Source organism: Citrobacter sp. MGH110, from assembly GCF_001037515.1.
Lineage (GTDB): Bacteria > Pseudomonadota > Gammaproteobacteria > Enterobacterales > Enterobacteriaceae > Citrobacter > Citrobacter portucalensis.
In genome coordinates, this window is the sequence record NZ_KQ089831.1 from 20,007 (window position 1) to 39,284 (window position 19,278).

The 19,278-nt window shown below is 53.6% G+C and carries 10 protein-coding genes; 7 read left to right on the plus strand and 3 right to left on the minus strand.

The window, feature by feature from the left end; all coding sequences use genetic code 11:
• Positions 1 to 82 precede the first annotated feature (82 nt).
• Positions 83 to 874, plus strand: a complete 792-nt coding sequence (locus tag SK38_RS16305) for a cytochrome C assembly family protein (protein WP_003031224.1) — start codon at positions 83 to 85, stop codon at positions 872 to 874.
• Positions 875 to 892: 18 nt separating this feature from the next.
• Positions 893 to 2,182 carry an HlyC/CorC family transporter gene (locus tag SK38_RS16310; RefSeq protein ID WP_008785520.1) on the plus strand — a complete coding sequence of 430 codons (1,290 nt, stop codon included), beginning with the start codon at positions 893 to 895 and terminating at the stop codon, positions 2,180 to 2,182.
• Between the two features lie 49 nt (positions 2,183 to 2,231).
• Here SK38_RS16310 and grpE read toward each other — a convergent pair whose 3' ends face one another.
• On the minus strand, positions 2,232 to 2,825 hold the full coding sequence (gene grpE / locus SK38_RS16315) for a nucleotide exchange factor GrpE (protein WP_003826408.1): 594 nt from the start codon (positions 2,823 to 2,825) through the stop codon (positions 2,232 to 2,234).
• A 122-nt stretch (positions 2,826 to 2,947) separates the two neighbouring features.
• On the opposite strand from grpE, the gene nadK reads away from it, so the two are divergent.
• The 3 genes from nadK (at position 2,948) to bamE (ending at position 6,067) form a co-directional block, all read left to right on the plus strand.
• On the plus strand, positions 2,948 to 3,826 hold the full coding sequence (gene nadK / locus SK38_RS16320) for an NAD(+) kinase (RefSeq protein ID WP_003826406.1): 879 nt from the start codon (positions 2,948 to 2,950) through the stop codon (positions 3,824 to 3,826).
• Between the two features lie 85 nt (positions 3,827 to 3,911).
• Positions 3,912 to 5,573 carry a DNA repair protein RecN gene (gene recN / locus SK38_RS16325; protein WP_008785523.1) on the plus strand — a complete coding sequence of 554 codons (1,662 nt, stop codon included), beginning with the start codon at positions 3,912 to 3,914 and terminating at the stop codon, positions 5,571 to 5,573.
• A gap of 149 nt (positions 5,574 to 5,722) precedes the next feature.
• A complete protein-coding gene (bamE, locus tag SK38_RS16330) occupies positions 5,723 to 6,067 on the plus strand; it encodes an outer membrane protein assembly factor BamE (protein ID WP_008785524.1) in 345 nt (114 codons plus the stop codon).
• 50 nt (positions 6,068 to 6,117) lie between these two features.
• On the opposite strand, the gene SK38_RS16335 is transcribed toward bamE, so the two are convergent.
• Both SK38_RS16335 and ratA read right to left on the minus strand, forming a co-directional pair.
• The gene (locus SK38_RS16335; RefSeq protein ID WP_008785525.1) at positions 6,118 to 6,414 is read right to left on the minus strand and encodes an RnfH family protein; all 297 of its coding nucleotides are present in this window, start codon (positions 6,412 to 6,414) and stop codon (positions 6,118 to 6,120) included.
• Entirely contained in the window at positions 6,398 to 6,841 is a 444-nt protein-coding gene (gene ratA, locus SK38_RS16340; protein ID WP_003826396.1) for a type II toxin-antitoxin system toxin RatA, read from the minus strand. The genes SK38_RS16335 and ratA overlap by 17 nt, the downstream gene beginning before the upstream one ends.
• Positions 6,842 to 6,995: 154 nt before the next feature.
• Here ratA and smpB point away from each other — a divergent pair, with 154 nt between their 5' ends.
• Positions 6,996 to 7,478 (plus strand): SsrA-binding protein SmpB, encoded by a 483-nt coding sequence (gene smpB, locus SK38_RS16345; RefSeq protein ID WP_003031211.1) that lies wholly within the window; start codon positions 6,996 to 6,998, stop codon positions 7,476 to 7,478.
• A gap of 583 nt (positions 7,479 to 8,061) precedes the next feature.
• The gene (locus tag SK38_RS16350) at positions 8,062 to 19,278 is read left to right on the plus strand and encodes a BapA/Bap/LapF family large adhesin (RefSeq protein ID WP_048236505.1); all 11,217 of its coding nucleotides are present in this window, start codon (positions 8,062 to 8,064) and stop codon (positions 19,276 to 19,278) included.

The window sequence follows — 19,278 nt, forward strand, 5'->3', positions numbered from 1 at the left end:
TTGTTGTTATGCAACGGTTGGAGCAGCGGTCACGTAACGCTATACTGCTTTTCTTTATCACTGGCCAACTGTCGACACCTATATGCCCGTTTTTGCTCTGCTCGCCCTTGTCGCCTACTCAGTCAGCCTCGCGCTGATTATTCCCGCTCTGCTGCAAAAAAACAGCGGCTGGCGGCGTATGGCTATTCTCTCTGCGGTCGTTGCGCTGGTAAGCCATGCTATCGCCCTGGAAGCGCGTATCCTACCCGGCGGTGAAAGCGGACAAAACCTGAGTCTGTTGAACGTCGGCTCGCTGGTAAGCCTGATGATCTGTACGGTAATGACCATCGTCGCTTCCCGCAATCGTGGCTGGCTATTGCTGCCCATTGTCTACGCCTTTGCGCTGATAAACCTGGCCTTCGCCACATTTATGCCTAACGAGTTCATCACCCATCTCGAAGCTACGCCAGGCATGATGATTCACATCGGGCTATCACTGTTCGCTTACGCCACGCTGATTATCGCCGCGCTCTACGCGCTACAGTTGGCATGGATCGATTACCAACTGAAAAACAAAAAACTGGCCTTCAGCAATGAGATGCCACCACTGATGAGTATTGAGCGGAAGATGTTTCATATCACCCAAATTGGCGTGGTTCTGCTGACGCTCACCCTGTGCACTGGCCTGTTTTACATGCATAACCTGTTCAGTACCGAGAACATTGATAAAGCCGTTCTCTCTATCGTGGCATGGTTTGTCTATATCGTTCTGTTGTGGGGGCATTACCATGAAGGTTGGCGCGGACGTCGCGTCGTATGGTTTAACGTCGCAGGCGCTGGCATTCTGACGCTGGCCTATTTCGGCAGCCGTATCCTGCAGCAGTTCGTGAGTTAAATCTTTAAGGAACCCTACGTGGAACACATCTCCACCACCACGCTCATTATCACGCTCCTCATCATGGTGGTCATTTCCGCCTATTTTTCCGGTTCTGAAACCGGAATGATGACCCTGAATCGCTACCGCCTACGCCATCGGGCCAAACAGGGAAATCGCCAGGCAAAACGCGTTGAAAAGTTACTTCGCAAGCCGGATCGCCTGATAAGCCTGGTGCTCATCGGTAATAATCTGGTGAATATTCTGGCCTCCGCACTCGGCACCATTGTCGGTATGCGCCTGTATGGCGATGCTGGCGTCGCCATTGCCACCGGGGTACTGACGTTTGTTGTACTGGTTTTTGCCGAAGTGCTGCCAAAGACGATTGCCGCGCTATATCCGGAAAAAGTTGCCTATCCGAGCAGCGTCCTGCTGGCTCCGCTGCAGATTCTGATGATGCCGTTAGTATGGCTACTCAACACCATTACTCGGCTTCTGATGCGCATGATGGGCATCAAAACGGATATCGTAGTGAGCGGTTCGCTGAGTAAAGATGAACTGCGAACGCTGGTGAATGAATCGCGCTCGCAAATCTCACGCCGTAACCAGGATATGCTGTTGTCAGTGCTGGACCTGGAAAAAGTCAGCGTCGATGACATCATGATCCCGCGTAATGAAATCATCGGCATTGATATTAACGATGACTGGAAATCAATCGTGCGTCAGCTTTCGCACTCCCCGCACGGTCGTATTGTGCTGTATCGCGACTCGCTCGACGATGCCATCAGTATGCTGCGCGTACGTGAAGCCTGGCGATTGATGGCCGAGAAAAAAGAGTTCACCAAAGAGACCATGTTACGCGCCGCCGACGAAATTTATTACGTTCCGGAAGGCACACCACTCAGCACCCAGCTCATTAAGTTTCAGCGCAATAAGAAGAAAGTGGGCCTGGTCGTTAATGAATATGGCGATATTCAAGGACTGGTTACGGTCGAGGATATTCTGGAAGAGATTGTTGGTGACTTCACGACCTCAATGTCACCGACGCTTGCCGAAGAAGTCACGCCGCAGAATGACGGTTCGGTGATCATTGACGGTAGCGCCAACGTTCGTGAAATCAATAAGGCGTTTAACTGGCACCTGCCGGAAGATGACGCTCGTACCGTGAACGGTATTATTCTTGAAGCGCTGGAAGAGATCCCGGTTGCTGGCACACGTGTGCGTATTGGGCAGTACGATATCGATATTCTCGACGTGCAGGATAATATGATTAAACAGGTGCAGGTGTTGCCCGTCAAACCGCTGCGGGAAAGCGTATCGGACCAGTGAGAGTAATCCAGACCGGGTAGCGCATCAGCATTACCCGGTCTGAGGCTGATTAGCCTTTGGCTTTCGCCACAGAGACCATCGCCGCACGGATGGTACGTCCGTTCAGGGTATAGCCTTTCTGCATAACCATCAGCACATTACCGGCAGCAACGTCGTCAGACTCTACCATTGCAATCGCCTGGTGCACGTTCGGGTCCATCGGCACGTCGATATCCGCAACTACCTGTACGCCGAACTTCGCCACAACATCCAGCATTGACTTACGAGTCAGCTCAATACCTTCGACCATAGCCGCCATAGCGTCATTGTCTTTGTCCGCAACTTCCAGCGCACGGTCCAGGCTATCCAGCACCGGCAGCAGTTCGTTGACGAATTTTTCCAGTGCAAACTTATGCGCTTTTTCTACGTCCAGTTCGGTACGACGACGCAGGTTTTCCATTTCCGCTTTGATACGCAACACGCTGTCGCGCTCGCGCGTTTCGGCTTCAGCAAGCTGAGCTTCCAGATTCGCAATTTTTTCATCGCGCGGATCCACCTGCTCAGCAGAAGCGTCTGGTTCAACCGCCTCAACTTCTTCGTGCTGATCCATGATAATTTCTTCCGGGGCTTGCCCCTCAGGCGTTTTCTGTTCTTTACTACTCATGAATTTCTCCGCGTTTTTTTCGCATTCATCTCGCTAACTTGGCTTATTATGGGGATCAGATTCAGGGATTCAAGGGAAGTACTCACATTGTCACTAATCTTCGTTACAAGGACCTCGAGAAAATGAACAAACATTTCAAGTGTATTGGCATTGTGGGGCATCCACGTCACCCCACTGCACTGACCACACATGAAATGCTCTACCGTTGGCTGTGCGCCAAAGGTTATGAGGTTATCGTTGAGCAACAAATCGCCCACGAGCTGCAGCTGAAAAATGTGAAAACCGGTACGCTTGCAGAGATTGGCCAGCAGGCAGACCTCGCCGTGGTAGTCGGCGGCGACGGCAATATGCTGGGCGCCGCACGCACCCTGGCACGTTATGATATCAAGGTTATTGGCATTAACCGCGGTAATCTTGGTTTCCTGACCGACCTTGACCCAGACAATGCCCACCAACAGTTAGCTGACGTGCTGGAAGGCCACTACATCAGCGAAAAGCGCTTTTTACTTGAAGCCCAGGTGTGCCAACAGGATTGCCAGAAGCGTATTAGCACTGCGATCAATGAAGTTGTGTTGCACCCCGGAAAAGTGGCGCACATGATTGAATTTGAAGTCTATATCGATGAAATTTTTGCCTTCTCCCAGCGTTCGGACGGCTTGATTATTTCCACACCGACCGGCTCTACCGCCTACTCGCTCTCTGCCGGAGGTCCGATCCTGACGCCTTCGCTGGATGCTATTACGCTGGTCCCGATGTTCCCGCATACACTTTCCGCACGACCGCTGGTGATCAACAGTAGCAGCACCATTCGCCTGCGCTTCTCTCATCGCCGTAACGATCTGGAAATCAGTTGCGACAGCCAGATCGCCCTGCCTATACAGGAAGGTGAAGACGTATTAATTCGCCGCTGTGATTATCATCTGAACCTGATACACCCAAAAGATTACAGCTATTTCAACACATTAAGCACTAAACTAGGCTGGTCAAAAAAATTATTTTAATTTAACGCCAACCTCTTTACTGTATAAAAAACCAGTTTATACTGTATGTAATTACAGTTATGGTTTTTCATACAGGAAAACAGCTATGTTGGCACAACTGACCATCAGCAATTTTGCTATCGTTCGTGAACTTGAGATCGATTTCCAGAACGGAATGACCGTTATTACCGGTGAAACCGGTGCGGGTAAGTCCATTGCCATTGATGCTCTCGGTTTGTGCCTGGGCGGACGCGCAGACGCCGACATGGTACGTGCAGGCGCCACGCGAGCCGACCTCTGCGCGCGATTCGCCTTAAAAGACACCCCCGCGGCTCTGCGCTGGCTGGAAGAAAACCAGCTTGAGGAAGGCCGTGAATGTTTGCTGCGTCGTGTTATCAGCAGCGATGGACGTTCACGCGGCTTCATTAACGGCACTGCCGTACCGTTGTCACAGCTGCGCGAGCTGGGCCAGTTGCTTATTCAAATCCACGGTCAGCATGCGCATCAGCTCCTGACAAAATCAGAACACCAAAAGTCTCTGCTGGATGGTTACGCCAATGAAGCGTCCCTGACTCAGGAAATGGCTGCGCGCTACCAGCTGTGGCACCAAAGCTGCCGTGACCTGGCGCATCATCAACAACAGAGTCAGGAACGAGCAGCCCGGGCGGAACTGTTGCAATACCAGTTAAAAGAACTGAACGAATTCAACCCGCAGCCGGGTGAATTTGAGCAAATTGATGAAGAGTACAAGCGTCTGGCTAACAGCGGGCAATTGCTCACCACCAGCCAACAGGCGCTGGCTATCCTGGCGGATGGCGAAGACATCAACCTGCAAAGCCAGCTGTACACTGCAAAGCAGCTGGTCACTGAACTGGCAGGCATGGACGGCAAACTTTCCGGTATCCTGGATATGCTGGAAGAGGCCACGATCCAACTCAGCGAAGCCAGCGACGAGCTGCGCCACTATTGCGATCGTCTGGATTTGGACCCTAACCGTTTGTTCGAACTTGAACAGCGTATTTCCAAACAAATCTCATTGGCCCGCAAGCATCATGTTGCCCCTGAAGCGCTGCCACAGTTCTATCAGTCATTGCTGGATGAACAACAGCAGTTAGACGATCAGGCCGACTCGCTCGAAACCTTAACCCTGGCGGTGAACAATCACCACCAGCAGGCTCTGGAAACGGCAAAAATGCTGCACAAACAGCGCCAGCATTATGCTCAGGAGCTGGGACAACTGATTACAGAGAGCATGCATACTCTCTCAATGCCGCACGGTGTCTTTTGCATTGATGTGAAATTTGAGGAACATCATTTGAGCGCAGACGGTGCCGATCGCGTAGAGTTTAAAGTGACCACTAACCCAGGCCAGCCGTTGCAGCCGATTGCGAAAGTGGCTTCAGGTGGGGAACTGTCGCGCATTGCGCTGGCTATTCAGGTTATTACCGCACGCAAAATGGAAACACCGGCGCTGATTTTCGATGAAGTGGATGTCGGTATCAGCGGCCCGACTGCTGCGGTAGTGGGAAAAATGCTGCGTCAGTTGGGCGAGTCAACTCAGGTAATGTGCGTTACTCACTTGCCGCAGGTTGCTGGCTGTGGTCATCAACACTTCTACGTCAGCAAAGAAACGGATGGCGCGATGACCGAAACACACATGCAGCCGCTTGATAAACGCGCTCGCCTGCAGGAATTAGCCCGCCTGCTTGGCGGTAGCGAAGTGACGCGCAATACCCTCGCAAATGCAAAAGAACTGCTGGCGGCATAAACTTTTTTACCTTGTTAAGGTCTGAGTTCAACATAAAATCGCCGACCGACCCGACAGCAAAAGGTTTTAAAGTGGTGAAAGGTCTATTATCATCGGCATATTACATATGAGCCGCGTACTGCTCGGGCCCGAAAAGGAATCAAATCACTATGCGCTGTAAAACGCTGACTGCTGCTGCAGCAGTACTACTGATGTTGACTGCAGGCTGTTCCACTCTGGAGCGAGTGGTTTACCGCCCTGACATCAACCAGGGAAATTATCTGACACCTACCGATGTCGCCAAAGTGCGCACGGGTATGACGCAACAGCAGGTTGCTTATGCTCTGGGTACACCAATGATGTCCGATCCTTTTGGCACTAACACCTGGTTTTATGTGTTCCGTCAGCAACCTGGTCATGAAGGCGTAACCCAGCAAACACTGACGCTGACCTTTAACAGCAGCGGCATTTTGACGAACATTGATAACAAACCTGCTTTGACCGACAACAAGTAGGATTAACAGATCAAAAAAAGGTGCTCAATGAGCACCTTTTTTATTGTCTGCTATTTTTTAGCAGATTTCTCTGCTCGCTGTCTGCGCAGCTCTTTCGGATCGGCAATCAGTGGCCGGTAAATTTCCACCCTATCACCGTCCTGGAGAACATCAGCAAGCTTTACCGGACGGCTGTAAATGCCCACTTTATTTTTGCTGAGATCGATATCGGTACGTAATTCCAGCAGCCCGGAAGCGCGGATAGCCTCTTCCACCGTAGCGCCCTGTTGCAGCGTCACACGCTGTAGATACTGTTTCTCGGGTAGCGCATACGCCACTTCAACGACAATTTTAGCTGACGCTGACACTGTAAACCTCTTTCGCGCGGACCGTGAAGGCCTGCACCATGTTCGAAGCCAGCTCTTTAAAGATACGACCAAATGCCAGCTCGATTAACTTATTGGTAAACTCAAAATCGAGATGAAATTCAATGCGGCACGCTTCATGACTCAGTGGCGTAAACTTCCATCCGCCAATGAGTTTCTTGAACGGTCCGTCGACCAGATGCATCAGGATGCTCTGGTTACTGGTCAATTGATTGCGCGTGGTGAACGTTTTGCTAATCCCTGCTTTCGAGACATCCACCGCTGCGGTCATCTGTCCCGGAGTCGACTCCAGCACACGGCTACCGGTGCATCCCGGTAAAAACTGGGGATAGGATTTAACATCATTCACTAGCTGATACATCTGTTCCGCACTGTAAGGTACTAAAGCGGTCCGGCTAATCTGAGGCATAACAATTTCCATCAATATCAATCACACAAATAATACCATTTATCCCCCGCTAAAAAAAACGCTATAGCCTAACTCGTGCTAAGATAGCGCCTTGCGCCCCGCTGGATGAAATGGGGTGTTTTTCGATTCCAGATTACCTATACTGAGCGGCATTATGACGAAGAAAAAAGCACACAAACCTGGCTCAGCCACAATCGCGCTTAACAAGCGTGCACGACACGAATACTTTATTGAAGAAGAGTTCGAAGCAGGACTCGCTCTGCAAGGTTGGGAAGTCAAATCCCTGCGGGCGGGTAAAGCTAACATCGGCGACAGCTACGTCATCCTTAAAGACGGCGAAGCGTTCCTGTTTGGCGCCAACTTCACGCCAATGGCTGTTGCCTCAACGCATGTGGTATGTGATCCCACCCGTACCCGTAAGCTGTTGTTAAACCAACGTGAGCTCGACTCCCTGTATGGTCGAATGAATCGTGACGGTTATACCGTTGTTGCGCTTTCACTGTACTGGAAAAATGCCTGGTGCAAAGTGAAAATTGGCGTCGCGAAAGGTAAGAAACAGCACGACAAGCGCTCCGATGTGAAAGAACGCGAATGGCAGTTAGATAAAGCGCGTATTATGAAAAATGCTGGTCGCTAAACGCTATTCTCCTGTGACCAGTCTCTCATCCTGAGACTGGTTCTTATTTTTTAGTTATTGAAACCCACTCAATACATTCATCAGGTTTATGGTTTATTTGTGCTGAATCGTTCAGGTATGAAATAAACTCCCCTGGCATCACCGTAGCGCCACATAGTCTAATAAAATAAAACTTCAAGACCATGTCACCTATATTCAAACTTATTTAATAACACTATTATTACTGTTGTTTATTATATCAGTCCTCATTTCAATTAAAATACAAAACCTTTAAATACAATAAGTTAACTAAAAATAAATCATTAAATACACACCGGAAAGTATACTTTTCAATTAGCCAAATATATTTTTAATATGGATAAGTTGCAGAATACATTCTTTCTGACTATATCATCTAATACGAAAGAACTATTCAGCTAACAGGGCCCGAACGTATTTGATAAGTAAATGAACCTCTGCATGACCTAATCAATGTAATTACATGTGTAAATTCATCTTTATGGTGAACGGGGCCCCTGTCTGCTCATTTTCCCAGCGCGCTGTTGCGGATTAATACTCCCGACATGCCATCAGGAGTGAACATATGCGTCTACTCGCCGTTGTATCAAAATTAACTGGCGTTTCCACAAATGTTGAATCCTCTGAAGTTACGCTCAGTTCGCCTTCTATCGTGAAACTGTCGGTGTCACGTGAGGAGGTAAGTCAACTGACTCGCGTGAATCAGGATCTGGTTGTCACTCTCCGCTCAGGTGAAACCATCACCATTAAGAACTTCTATGTCGGAAAAGGTGATGCGCAAAACCAGCTTGTTCTGGAAGACAGTAATGGCGCGCTGTGGTGGGTTCAGGATACTGATGGGGCATTCCATTTCCAGCATCTGGACGATCTCACTCCGCTAATGACTGCTGAGGGAAGCCATGAAGGCGGCGCCGTCTGGCCGTGGGTTCTTGGTGGGATCGCGGTAGCAGGCGGAATTGGCCTCGCGGCGGGTGGTGGAGGTGGCGGCGGTGGTGGCGGCGGGAGTGATAATAATGCCGGCAACGGTAATGGAGGAAATGGCGGAAATGGCGGAAATGGCAACGGTGGTAATGGGGATGGTGGTTCACCGCCAACAACAACCCCTAACATGCCTGACGTACCCGTTATCACCAGCGTAATCGATAACCAGGAGCTGATTACTGGCCCTGTTAATCAGCTGGAATCCACCAACGACAATACGCCCACTCTTCAGGGCACCGGCCCCGCAAATGCCACATTGCATATTTTTGATAACGGCGTCGAAATAGGCCAGGTCACTATCGATGCCAACGGCAACTGGTCGTTTACGCCATCCTCTCCACTCGCAGACGGTACCCACAAGTTTACCGTCAGTGCATCAGACGGTACGGGCAGCAGCGACATGTCGGACAGTTGGGAGATTATTGTCGATACGCTTGCCCCCGACGCCCCTGTGGTCACAGAAGTAACTGACGATTCAGGTTCCATTAAAGGCTTGATAGGTAATAACGGTGTAACCGACGATGCCACGCCAACACTCACAGGCTCTGGTGAAGCGGGCTCTTACATCAGCATTTCTGATAATGGCATTCTGATTGGCATGGTTCAGGTGGATGACAATGGTAACTGGACGTTTACACCTGACACGCCGCTTAGCGACGGTGTTCATAATCTGACGCTGACGCAAACTGACGATGCGGGTAACGTGAGCGCGGAAACGAGTGTACCGACATTCACCGTCGATACTACCCCGCCTGAAGGCGCGGTCATTTCCTCCGTAAACTTGCAAGGCACCGAGGTAACCGGTAGTGCTGAGGTAGGAAGCCAGGTCATTATCATCGGTAGTAATAATCAGGTTTTGGGTTCAACTACCGTTGATCACACCGGCAATTTCGTCATCGCGATTTCACCTTCACAGACGCACGGTGAAGCGCTGATCGCGAAGATTCAGGACCAGGCAGGCAACGTCGGGCCAGACACGTCCTTCAATGCCACCAACTCTGGCTACCCGGGCGTGCCTGTTATCATCAGCATTGTGGATGATGTTACCCCCTCAACTGGGCCATTGAACAATAATCAGGCCACCAACGACCCAACGCCTACGATCTCGGGTACCGCAGACGCCAACAGCACGGTTAACATTTATAACAACGGCGCGCTTGTTGTAAGCGTGCTTGCCGATTCCAGCGGCAACTGGACCTGGACCTCCAACACCAACTTGCAGGACGACTCATACTCCTTCACCACCACAGCAACCAACCACCTGGGCACGGGAGGAACGTCAGCGGCATTCAATATCACTATCGATACTCAGCCACCGTCAGCGCCGGACGATCTGAACGTATCTGCCGACGGCTCTGTCGTCACCGGTACAGCCGAACCAGGAAGTACCGTGACCATCAATAATAATAACGGTCTTCAGATCGGCAGCGGCGTCGCCGGAACGGATGGCTCATTTACCATCACCATTAACCCGCCTCAGACCAATGGTGAAACCATTACCGCTATCGCCACCGATCCTGCCGGGAACCCAAGCCTACCGGAAACCGCGCTCGCGCCAGACATCACGGCCCCGCTGCCGCCAGCTAATCTGGTGATTAATCCTACAGGCGATCAGGTTACCGGCATGGCGGAACCCAACAGTACGGTACATATTCTGGATCCTGGTGGCGCGATAATTGGAACAGTAACCGCCGGCTCGAACGGAGAATTCACCGCCACGCTGGTTCCGCCGCAGACCAACGGAGAACATCTTGTCGCCAACGCGACGGATGCTGCTGGCAATACCAGCGGCAACAGCGCGATTACCGCCCCGGATACCACGGCGCCTGACGCGCCAACCGGCGTCACCGTCGCCGGGGACGGTGGTTCTGTAAGCGGACATGCTGAAGCGGGAAGCACCGTCACCGTAAAAGACAGCAATGGTAATCAGATCGGCACAGGCCAGGCAGACAGCGGCGGCAACTTCACGGTGTCGATTACGCCGTCGAAAATGAACGGCGAAACGGTAAAAGTTACCGCAACGGACAGTAGCAATAACGAGAGTCAGCCAACTTCCGCGGTGGCTCCGGATATTACCGCCCCCGGAACACCCATCATCACCGCCGTGACGGATGACCAGCCCATGTATCAGGGCCCTCTCAATAACGGCGATGTCACCAACGATAGCAAACCTAAGCTGGAAGGCACCGCCGAAGCAGGTTCTCAGGTCAAAATTTACGATAACGGCACCCTGCTGACGACCGTTGTCGCTGATATCAACGGTAACTGGAACTATACGCCAGTCTCGGCGCTAAGCGAGGGCGCTCACATCTTCACGGTGACCTCCACAGACGCCGCGAATAACACCAGCAGCGCGGCAAGCTGGAAAATAATTGTCGATACAATTGCGCCAACTGTTCCAGTGATAACGTTGGTTAACGATGACGTTGGCAGCATTACGGGCAGCGTTGCAAATAACAGTTGGGTCACCAACGACAATACGCCAACCATCTCGGGTACCGGTGAGCCAGGTTCACTGGTAAACCTGTACGATGGCATTCAGTTATTGACGGTTATTCTTGTCGACAGCTCGGGTACCTGGAGTTATACCGTTCCGGGGAATCAGGTGCTCAGCGATCGCACCCATCAGTTTACGGTATCGGCAACTGATGCCGCCGGTAATGTCATCACCTCACCCACAGTGGTCAGCGTTACCGTAGATACCCAACCGCCAGGCGCTCCTGTCATTTTGGCTGCTACCGACGACGTTGGGAATGCACCGATCGATCTGCCTACCGGAAGCCGTTCAAACGATACCTTGCCAGAGCTGAAAGGAACCGGAACAGACGGTTCTAAGATCACTCTTTATGATGGAGCTACGCCAATTGGAAGCACGACTGTTTTGCCCGGAGGCACCTGGAGTATTCAACTCGACCAACCGCTCAGTGAAGGCACACACAATTTATCCGCTATTGCCACGGACGTTGCAGGCAACGCCAGCAATGCCGGAAACTTTACGCTAACGATTGATACCACTCCACCAGCAGCCCCGGTTATCAGCTCCGCAGAAGGTCTGATTGGGACAAACCTACAAACGCTGAATAACGGCAGCAGTACCAAGAGCTCGAATCCCGAACTCTCCGGAACCGGCGAGCCCGGCGCGAAGATTACGATTTATGATAATGGCGGTTCCATTGGTACCGTCACCGTACAGCCAGACGGCACCTGGACATTTACCCCAACCTCACTCGCCGACGGGCCGCATAAGTTCACCGCTACAGCGACTGACGTTGCAGGCAACACGGGGATCCCATCGGCCAGCTTTACCTTGACGGTAGACAACACACCTCCCGCACAACCAGCCGCGCCAATCATTACCGACGATGTGGCCCCAATAACAGGTGTGGTCACTAACGGCAACACCAACGATACCACGCCAACCTTTAGCGGCACGGGGAATGTCGGGGATTTGATTACCGTTTATCTGAACGGCACTCCCCCTTTGCAGGGAACGACAACAGTAGGTGCAGACGGAACCTGGAGCTTTACTCCGCCAGCACCGGTTACTCCAGGTACTTACCAGGTAACCCTCACCGCAACCGATCCTGCAGGCAACGTCAGCCAGCCATCAACAGCTATAACACTGAACATCGACACGACGCCGTCTGCGCCGCCGGTGATTATCGCCGCCAATGATAACGTCGGCGATATCATGGGTGACCTTGCACCCAACGCCGTGACCGATGACACCACGCCAACCATTCGTGGTACAGGTGTCAATGGAGACATCATCACTCTGTATAACGGCGGTACGGTGATCGGTACTGCAACGGTGGCAGGCGGTACCTGGAGTATTACCCCCGGGACTGCGCTGGCAAACGGGAGCTACACATTAAGCGCTACCGCAACAGACCCCGCAGGTAACGTCAGCGACAATTCAAACAGCATTTCGTTTACGGTTAACAACACGAAGTTAACGTTGCCGCAGGTCACGGATATCCAGGATAACGTTGGCGTCTTTACCGGTTCGCTAACCAGCGGCAGCGTCACGGACGATACAACGCCAACCATTAGCGGTACCGGCACACCGGGCAGTACGGTTTTGATTTTCGATGGTAACAATCCCATCGCCATTGCGACAGCTACCGTTGCTGCTAACGGCAGTTGGAGTGTGGATGTCCCCCTCACGCCCAATATCACTCACAAACTGACTTTCGGCGCCGTGGATGACGCAGGTAACTCACTGGCAGCAGATAACCCGCTGACGTTGATTGTCGATACCCTGCCGCCTGCAACGCCTACGGTTACCAGCGTAGACCCGAACGGTACGCTGGTTAGCGGCTCTGCCGATCCAGGCAGTACCGTCATCATTCGCAGCGGTACTTCGATCCTCGGCCAAGGGATCGCTGACGATTCAGGTAACTTCGCTGTCACAATTTCGCCAGCGCAAACAACCGGTCAGGCGCTCAACGCCATCGCTCAGGATCCCGCCGGAAATCAAAGCGACCCGACAACGTTTAGCGCTGCTACCTCCAGCGTTCCTCATCCACCAACGCTTGAGATCGTTGATGACATCGCGCCCATCATGGGGGTGATTGGCAACGGTAAAACCACCAATGACACCTTACCACTGCTGCAAGGGACTGCCACTGCAGGAGCGACTGTTAATATTTATGTAAATGGTGTTTTGCAAGTTCCATCGGTAATAGCCGACGTTGTTTCTGGCGCATGGAGTTATCAGTTACCCGCCCCACTAACTAACGGTGCAACCTATAACTTCACTGTGTCGCAAACCGTCGGTGGCATACCCAGCGGTCAGTCACCCAACTACGCTATCACCATCGACACGACGGCACCGCAAGCGCCAACGATCACCAGCATTATCGACGATGTTGCCCCCGGCACTGGCTCGTTGGATAAAGGGCAAATTACAAATGATTCGCGTCCGACGCTCAACGGAACTGGCGAACCCGGGGCAACCATTACCCTCTACGATAACGGTGTCGCTTATGCCACAACGACCGTAAACAGTAACGGATTCTGGAGCTTTACCCCGACAGCACCGCTGGGAGAAGGCGATCATCTCTTTACCGCCCGCGCAACGGACGCCGCTGGCAACCTGGGAGATCCATCCAGTGATTTCCGGATCATTGTCGATACCCTGGTACCGAATGCGCCATCTATTGTGACGGTCACGGACAACGTTGGTACGATCCAGCCCCTGACCTCCGGGCAGTTGACCAATGATAATACCCCAACGCTTGCTGGCGTTACCGAGGCGGATTCGGTTGTTACCATCCGCGATAATGGCACGGTAATCGGCACAACCACCAGCGACGAAAATGGCAACTGGAGCTTTACGCCTGCCCCTGCTCTCGGAGAAGGAAGCCACTCGCTGACTGCCAGCGTTACAGATAACGCGGGTAACATTAGCCCGACAACGCCACCATTTGTGGTCGTCGTCGACACGCTGGCGCCAGCCGCACCGAGCATTACCTCAGTAATTGACGATCAGCCCGGCAATACCGCGCTGACCAACGGACAGCTTACAAACGATGCGCAGCCTACCCTGAACGGCAAAGGCGAGATTGGCGCCATCATCACGATCCGTGATAACGGCGCTGAAATAGGTACAACTCAGGTGGACGAGTCAGGTAACTGGAGCTTCACTCCGGATGCTCCGCTGGGACAGGGGCAACATAATTTCACCGTCGTTGCCACAGATCAGGCGGGAAACACAGGCGGAGTATCATCATCGTTTACTATTGAGCTGGACTCTATTGCCCCGTCAATACCGGTCATCAGTTCGGTGCAGGACAATACCGCGCCGACAACCGGGCCTATCTCCAACGGGCAAATCAGCAACGAAAGTCGCCCGGCGCTCAGCGGTACCGGTGAAGTTGGCGCGACGATTACCGTCCTGAGCGATGGTCAGGCCATTGGCACCACCATCGTCGGCGCAGGCGGAAGCTGGAGTTTTACGCCCTCCGCGGCATTGGGTAACGGCCAGCATACTCTGACCGTCACGGCTACAGATAGCGCAGGCAATACCAGTCTGCCTTCTGGTGGCTTTACCTACACCGTCGATACTCTGGCACCGACAGCACCAGTGATTACTCAGGTTGCGGATGATGTCGGCCCACTGATCGGTAATCTGAACAACGGTCAGGCCACGAACGATCCACTTCCGACGCTTAGCGGTACGGCTGAAGCCAATTCCACGGTGAGAATTTACGATAACGGATCGTTTATCGGCTTTACCACAGCGGATGGTACGGGCGCCTGGACCTTCACACCGGGAACCCCACTTAGCAACGGTAACCACGCGCTGACGGTAACAGCCACCGACGCGGCTGGAAACGTCAGCCCGACGTCTGCGGGATTTAACATCGTTGTTGATACCGTCGCCCCGCTTGCGCCAACGATTATCCAGGCGTTTGATGACGTGCAGCCGGGAACCGGAACGCTATCGAACGGAGCCTTTACCAACGACACCCGTCCCGTACTCAGCGGCTCAGCGGAAGCCGGTGCCCGGGTAGCCATCTACGATAATGGCGCGCTGCTGGCAACGGTGACTGCGGCGATAGACGGCACGTGGGAATATCTGACCACCACACTTGGCAACGGTCAGCATGTGTTTACCGCCATCGCCACCGACGCCGCCGGGAACGTGAGTCCTGTCTCAGGTGGGTTTACGATTAATGTCGACACCATTGCACCATCCGTCCCGCTGCTGGTCTCTGTGGTGGATGATATCGCAGGCGGCGTGTTCAATGCAGCGCTCAGCAACGGACAGTTGACCAACGATGCGCGCCCAACGCTGAACGGCACCGCCGAGGCAGGCAGCACCATCAGCATCTATGACGGAAGCACCCTGTTGGGTACCGCGCTGGTGCAAAGCAATAACAGTTGGTCGTTTACCCCAACCACACCGCTGGCAAATGGATCGCACACCTTCACAGTCACCGCCACTGATGCGGCGGGCAACACCAGCGGCGCAACGGCAGGCTTTAGCGTGGTGGTTGACACCACGGCGCCGACGCAGCCTTCAATCAGCAGTATTATTGATGATGTCGGGCCAAACACCGGGCCGATTGGCAGCAATCAGCCGACCAACGACGCGCGCCCAACGTTAAACGGCATCACGGAAGCCAACGCGCGAGTTGATATTTATGATAACGGCAGCTTTGTCACCAGCGTAACGGCGGACGGCAGCGGCAACTGGAGCTACACCCCGACTACCGCGTTGGCACAAGGTACCCACTCGTTTACCATCACTGCAACGGACAGTGCGGGTAATACCAGTGGCATATCGTCTGCGGCAGCGATCGTGGTCGATACCATTGCCCCGGGTATTCCAGCCGGGCTGGCGGTAAACGCCAACGGCACCGCGCTCACCGGCGTTGCCGAACCAAACAGCACGGTCATTATTACCTCCAGCGGCGGAACGGTGCTCGGCACAGCAACCGCCAACGCCTCCGGTAATTTCACCTTCACTCTGAACCCACCGCAAATCAGTGGACAAACTCTGCTGGTCAGCGCACAGGATGCCGCAGGCAACATCGGTACGGCGGGTAACGTGCTGGCACCGTTTACCGGCGTACCACCTGCGCCTGTTATTGCCAGCGTGCTCGATGACGTCGGCACTATCATGGGACCCGTCGCTCCCGGTAAAACCACCAATGACACCCTGCCAACGCTCAGCGGAACGGCGCAGGCTAACGCCGTCATCAATCTGTACAACAACGGCGTGCTAATGGGCTTCACGACCGCAGACGGTAACGGGATCTGGAGCTTTACCCCATCCGGTGCACTCAGCGAAGGTAACCATGCGTTTACCGCCACGGCAACCAACGCCAACGGCGCAAGTGGGTTGTCCGGTTCGTTCAGCGTGATCGTGGACACCACGCCACCGACCGCGCCAACGCTCCTGATCAGCGCCGATGGCGGTACCGTCAGCGGCGTCGCCGAAGCGGGAAGCACGGTCACCATTTCTCTGCCCGGCGGCACCAGCGTGACGGCAATCGCCAACAGCAGCGGTGTCTACAGCGTCAACCTGCCGGTTCGCCAGATTGAAGGGCAGTCGCTGTCCGCCACGGCGACCGATGCGGCGGGAAATACCTCATCGCCGACAAACGCTCTCGCACCAGTATTGCCGCTGCTGGCTGAAGACAATGTCACCAGCCTGCCGCTACAAACCGATGTCACCGTCAGCACCGAGCATCAAAGCGATTATGGTTTCCTGTTGGTCAATGCGCTGGGAAATGTCGCCAACGTGCTGGGGAACGATACGGCAAGCGTGAATTTCAGCATCGCTTCTGGCGGCAGCGGATCCATTACAATCAATGCCGCAGCGACCGGCGTGGTGCTGTCGCTGTTAAACACACTTGAAGTCGTCATCCAGCGCTTTGACACCACGCTGAATGCCTGGGTGACGGTGGTGGATACCGGGAAACCAGACTTTGCCAGCCTCCTCACTCTGGGCGCCTCAGGCGTAACGCTCAATTACAGCGGACTGACTGGTGGTGATTACCGCGTGGTCAGCTACAACACCAACCTGCTGGCGACCGGAGCATACACCAGCCTTGATGTCTCTGTGGTAAAAGCTAGCGCAGGAACCATCACCGGCGGTACTACCGAGTCTGGCAATATCATCACCGATATCGATCCCGCCAACGGGCAGGATAATGCCCCTTCCGGCACGCTGGTTACCGCCATCACCGACGGTAACGGCAACGTCGTGAACATCCCGGCGGGCGGCATTGATGTGCAGGGGAAATACGGCATCCTGCATATCAATCAGAACGGTAGCTACACCTATACCCTGACCGATACGTCAATCTCGGTGTATGGCCGTTCTGAAAGTTTCACCTACACGCTGACGCATGGCAGCGATCACTCCTCGGCAAAACTGGTGGTAACGCTCGGTCAGGCTCCCACCACCAGTACGGTAACCGCGGCAGACGATGTGGCTGCGCTGACTTACGGGACGCAGGTCATCGCGGTTGATCATGGCACATCACAGCAAACCGGCTTCACCCTCGCCAACGTCGGACTGGGTAATGTGCTGGATGTCAGTCTGGTTAATGGTTTAACCAATCCGATCAAATTTAATGTGGATGATGGCGCAACCCGCACGCTGACCGTCAAGGCCAGCGTTCTCGGCGTCACGGTTGGCGGTTTTGACCTCTATGTTTATCGCTTCAACGAGTCCATTCAGCAGTATGAGCAGTTCCGCGTGAAGCCCAACTGGGTCACGGCGCTGCTAGGAGGTAGCTCAACGGATTACACCATCACCCTGCCTGGCGGTGACTATCTGTTCCTGCTTAACGCCTCCGGCGGTCTGACGCTGCTGACCAGCTATACCCTGAATATACAGGCCGATCACACCTACGCCGTCGACAGCCTGAGTGCGACAACCAATGGAAACCTGCTGGTCAACGACTCGGCTCCGGCCAATACCGTTATCACCGAAGTTAACGGTGTCACCGTAAACGGAACGGGTACAACCACCATTAACGGGCAGTACGGCACGCTGACTATTGATGCGAAAGGGAACTACACCTACACGCTGAGAAGCGGACTGGGCGCAGACGGTATCAATACGCCGGACAGTTTCGTGTATAAGGTCAAAGCGCCAAACGGCGATACCGGCAGTGCATCGCTGAATATCAAACCGACCCCACAGGCGCTGGATGCAGTAAATGACGTCAGCAGCACGATGGCGGTTAGTACCCAGGCGGATACTTCCCGGTCGTTTACCGACGACAGCGTCGGGAACGCCAGCTGGAGTGCCCAACTCCTTTCACCCACCTCAAAAAGTGGTACTGGCGTCATTGAAATCGCTACGGGAACGGCGGTGCAAAACGCCATACTGCATTTTAACGTCGCGTCAGGTCTGACGCTGGGCGGGCTGACCGTCACCTGGGCGCTGTATGACAGCAACAACATCAAGATTGCCGGTAACTCTTTCAATGGCGGATTGCTGGTTGGTGGCAATATCGATATAGCCTTGAGCGGGATCGTACTGCACCCCGGCAACTATCGCCTCGACTATACCGGAAGCGTCGGGGGGCTGGGGCTGGGGAATATCACCATCACCCCCAGCGTGAAAGGTACGATAATCGACCTGCAAAACTTCGAGACTTCCACAGCGAACAGCGTCACCGGCAATATTTATGACGGAGACCATATTGCCAGCGTGCATACCTTGCTGACGGTGAACGGCACGGGCGGCAGTACCGTCACACTTGATCCGCTGAGTAGCACGACCAGCGCCATCATTAACGGGTTGTACGGCAAACTGACCATTGGCATTGATGGTCATTACACCTATGCCCTCAACAGCGATGTCTCGCTCTCCACCATCGTCACCAAAGAGACATTTACCTACACCCTTAACGACCAGAATGGCCATACCGATACCGCTACGCTGACCATCAATATGAATCCGCAAGTGGTGAGTACCGTCGATGCCGATCGCCTGACTGGCAGCGCCTACGGCGATACGCTGATTTATCACCTGCTCAACGCCAACGACGCTACCGGCGGCAACATTAGCAATGGTGCTACCGACACCTGGACCAACTTCTCACTGGCCCAGGGTGACAAAATCGATATCGGCGACCTGCTGGTGGGCTGGAACGGGCAGAACGCTACGCTCGGCAGCTACCTCACCGTAACCACCAGCGGTAACAACACGGTGATTGCCATCGACCGCGACGGTACGGGCAACACATATCACTCAACCAATCTCATAACGCTGGAGAACGTACACACCACGCTCGATGAGCTGGTGCAACAAAATCACATCGTGCCCTGA

Coding starts and splice junctions, on each gene's coding strand:
- bamE (WP_008785524.1), top strand. CDS start 5,723: ATGCGCTGTAAAACGCTGACTGCTGCTGCAGCAGTACTACTGATGTTG.
- grpE (WP_003826408.1), bottom strand. CDS start 2,825: ATGAGTAGTAAAGAACAGAAAACGCCTGAGGGGCAAGCCCCGGAAGAA.
- SK38_RS16350 (WP_048236505.1), top strand. CDS start 8,062: ATGCGTCTACTCGCCGTTGTATCAAAATTAACTGGCGTTTCCACAAAT.
- SK38_RS16305 (WP_003031224.1), top strand. CDS start 83: ATGCCCGTTTTTGCTCTGCTCGCCCTTGTCGCCTACTCAGTCAGCCTC.
- recN (WP_008785523.1), top strand. CDS start 3,912: ATGTTGGCACAACTGACCATCAGCAATTTTGCTATCGTTCGTGAACTT.
- smpB (WP_003031211.1), top strand. CDS start 6,996: ATGACGAAGAAAAAAGCACACAAACCTGGCTCAGCCACAATCGCGCTT.
- ratA (WP_003826396.1), bottom strand. CDS start 6,841: ATGCCTCAGATTAGCCGGACCGCTTTAGTACCTTACAGTGCGGAACAG.
- nadK (WP_003826406.1), top strand. CDS start 2,948: ATGAACAAACATTTCAAGTGTATTGGCATTGTGGGGCATCCACGTCAC.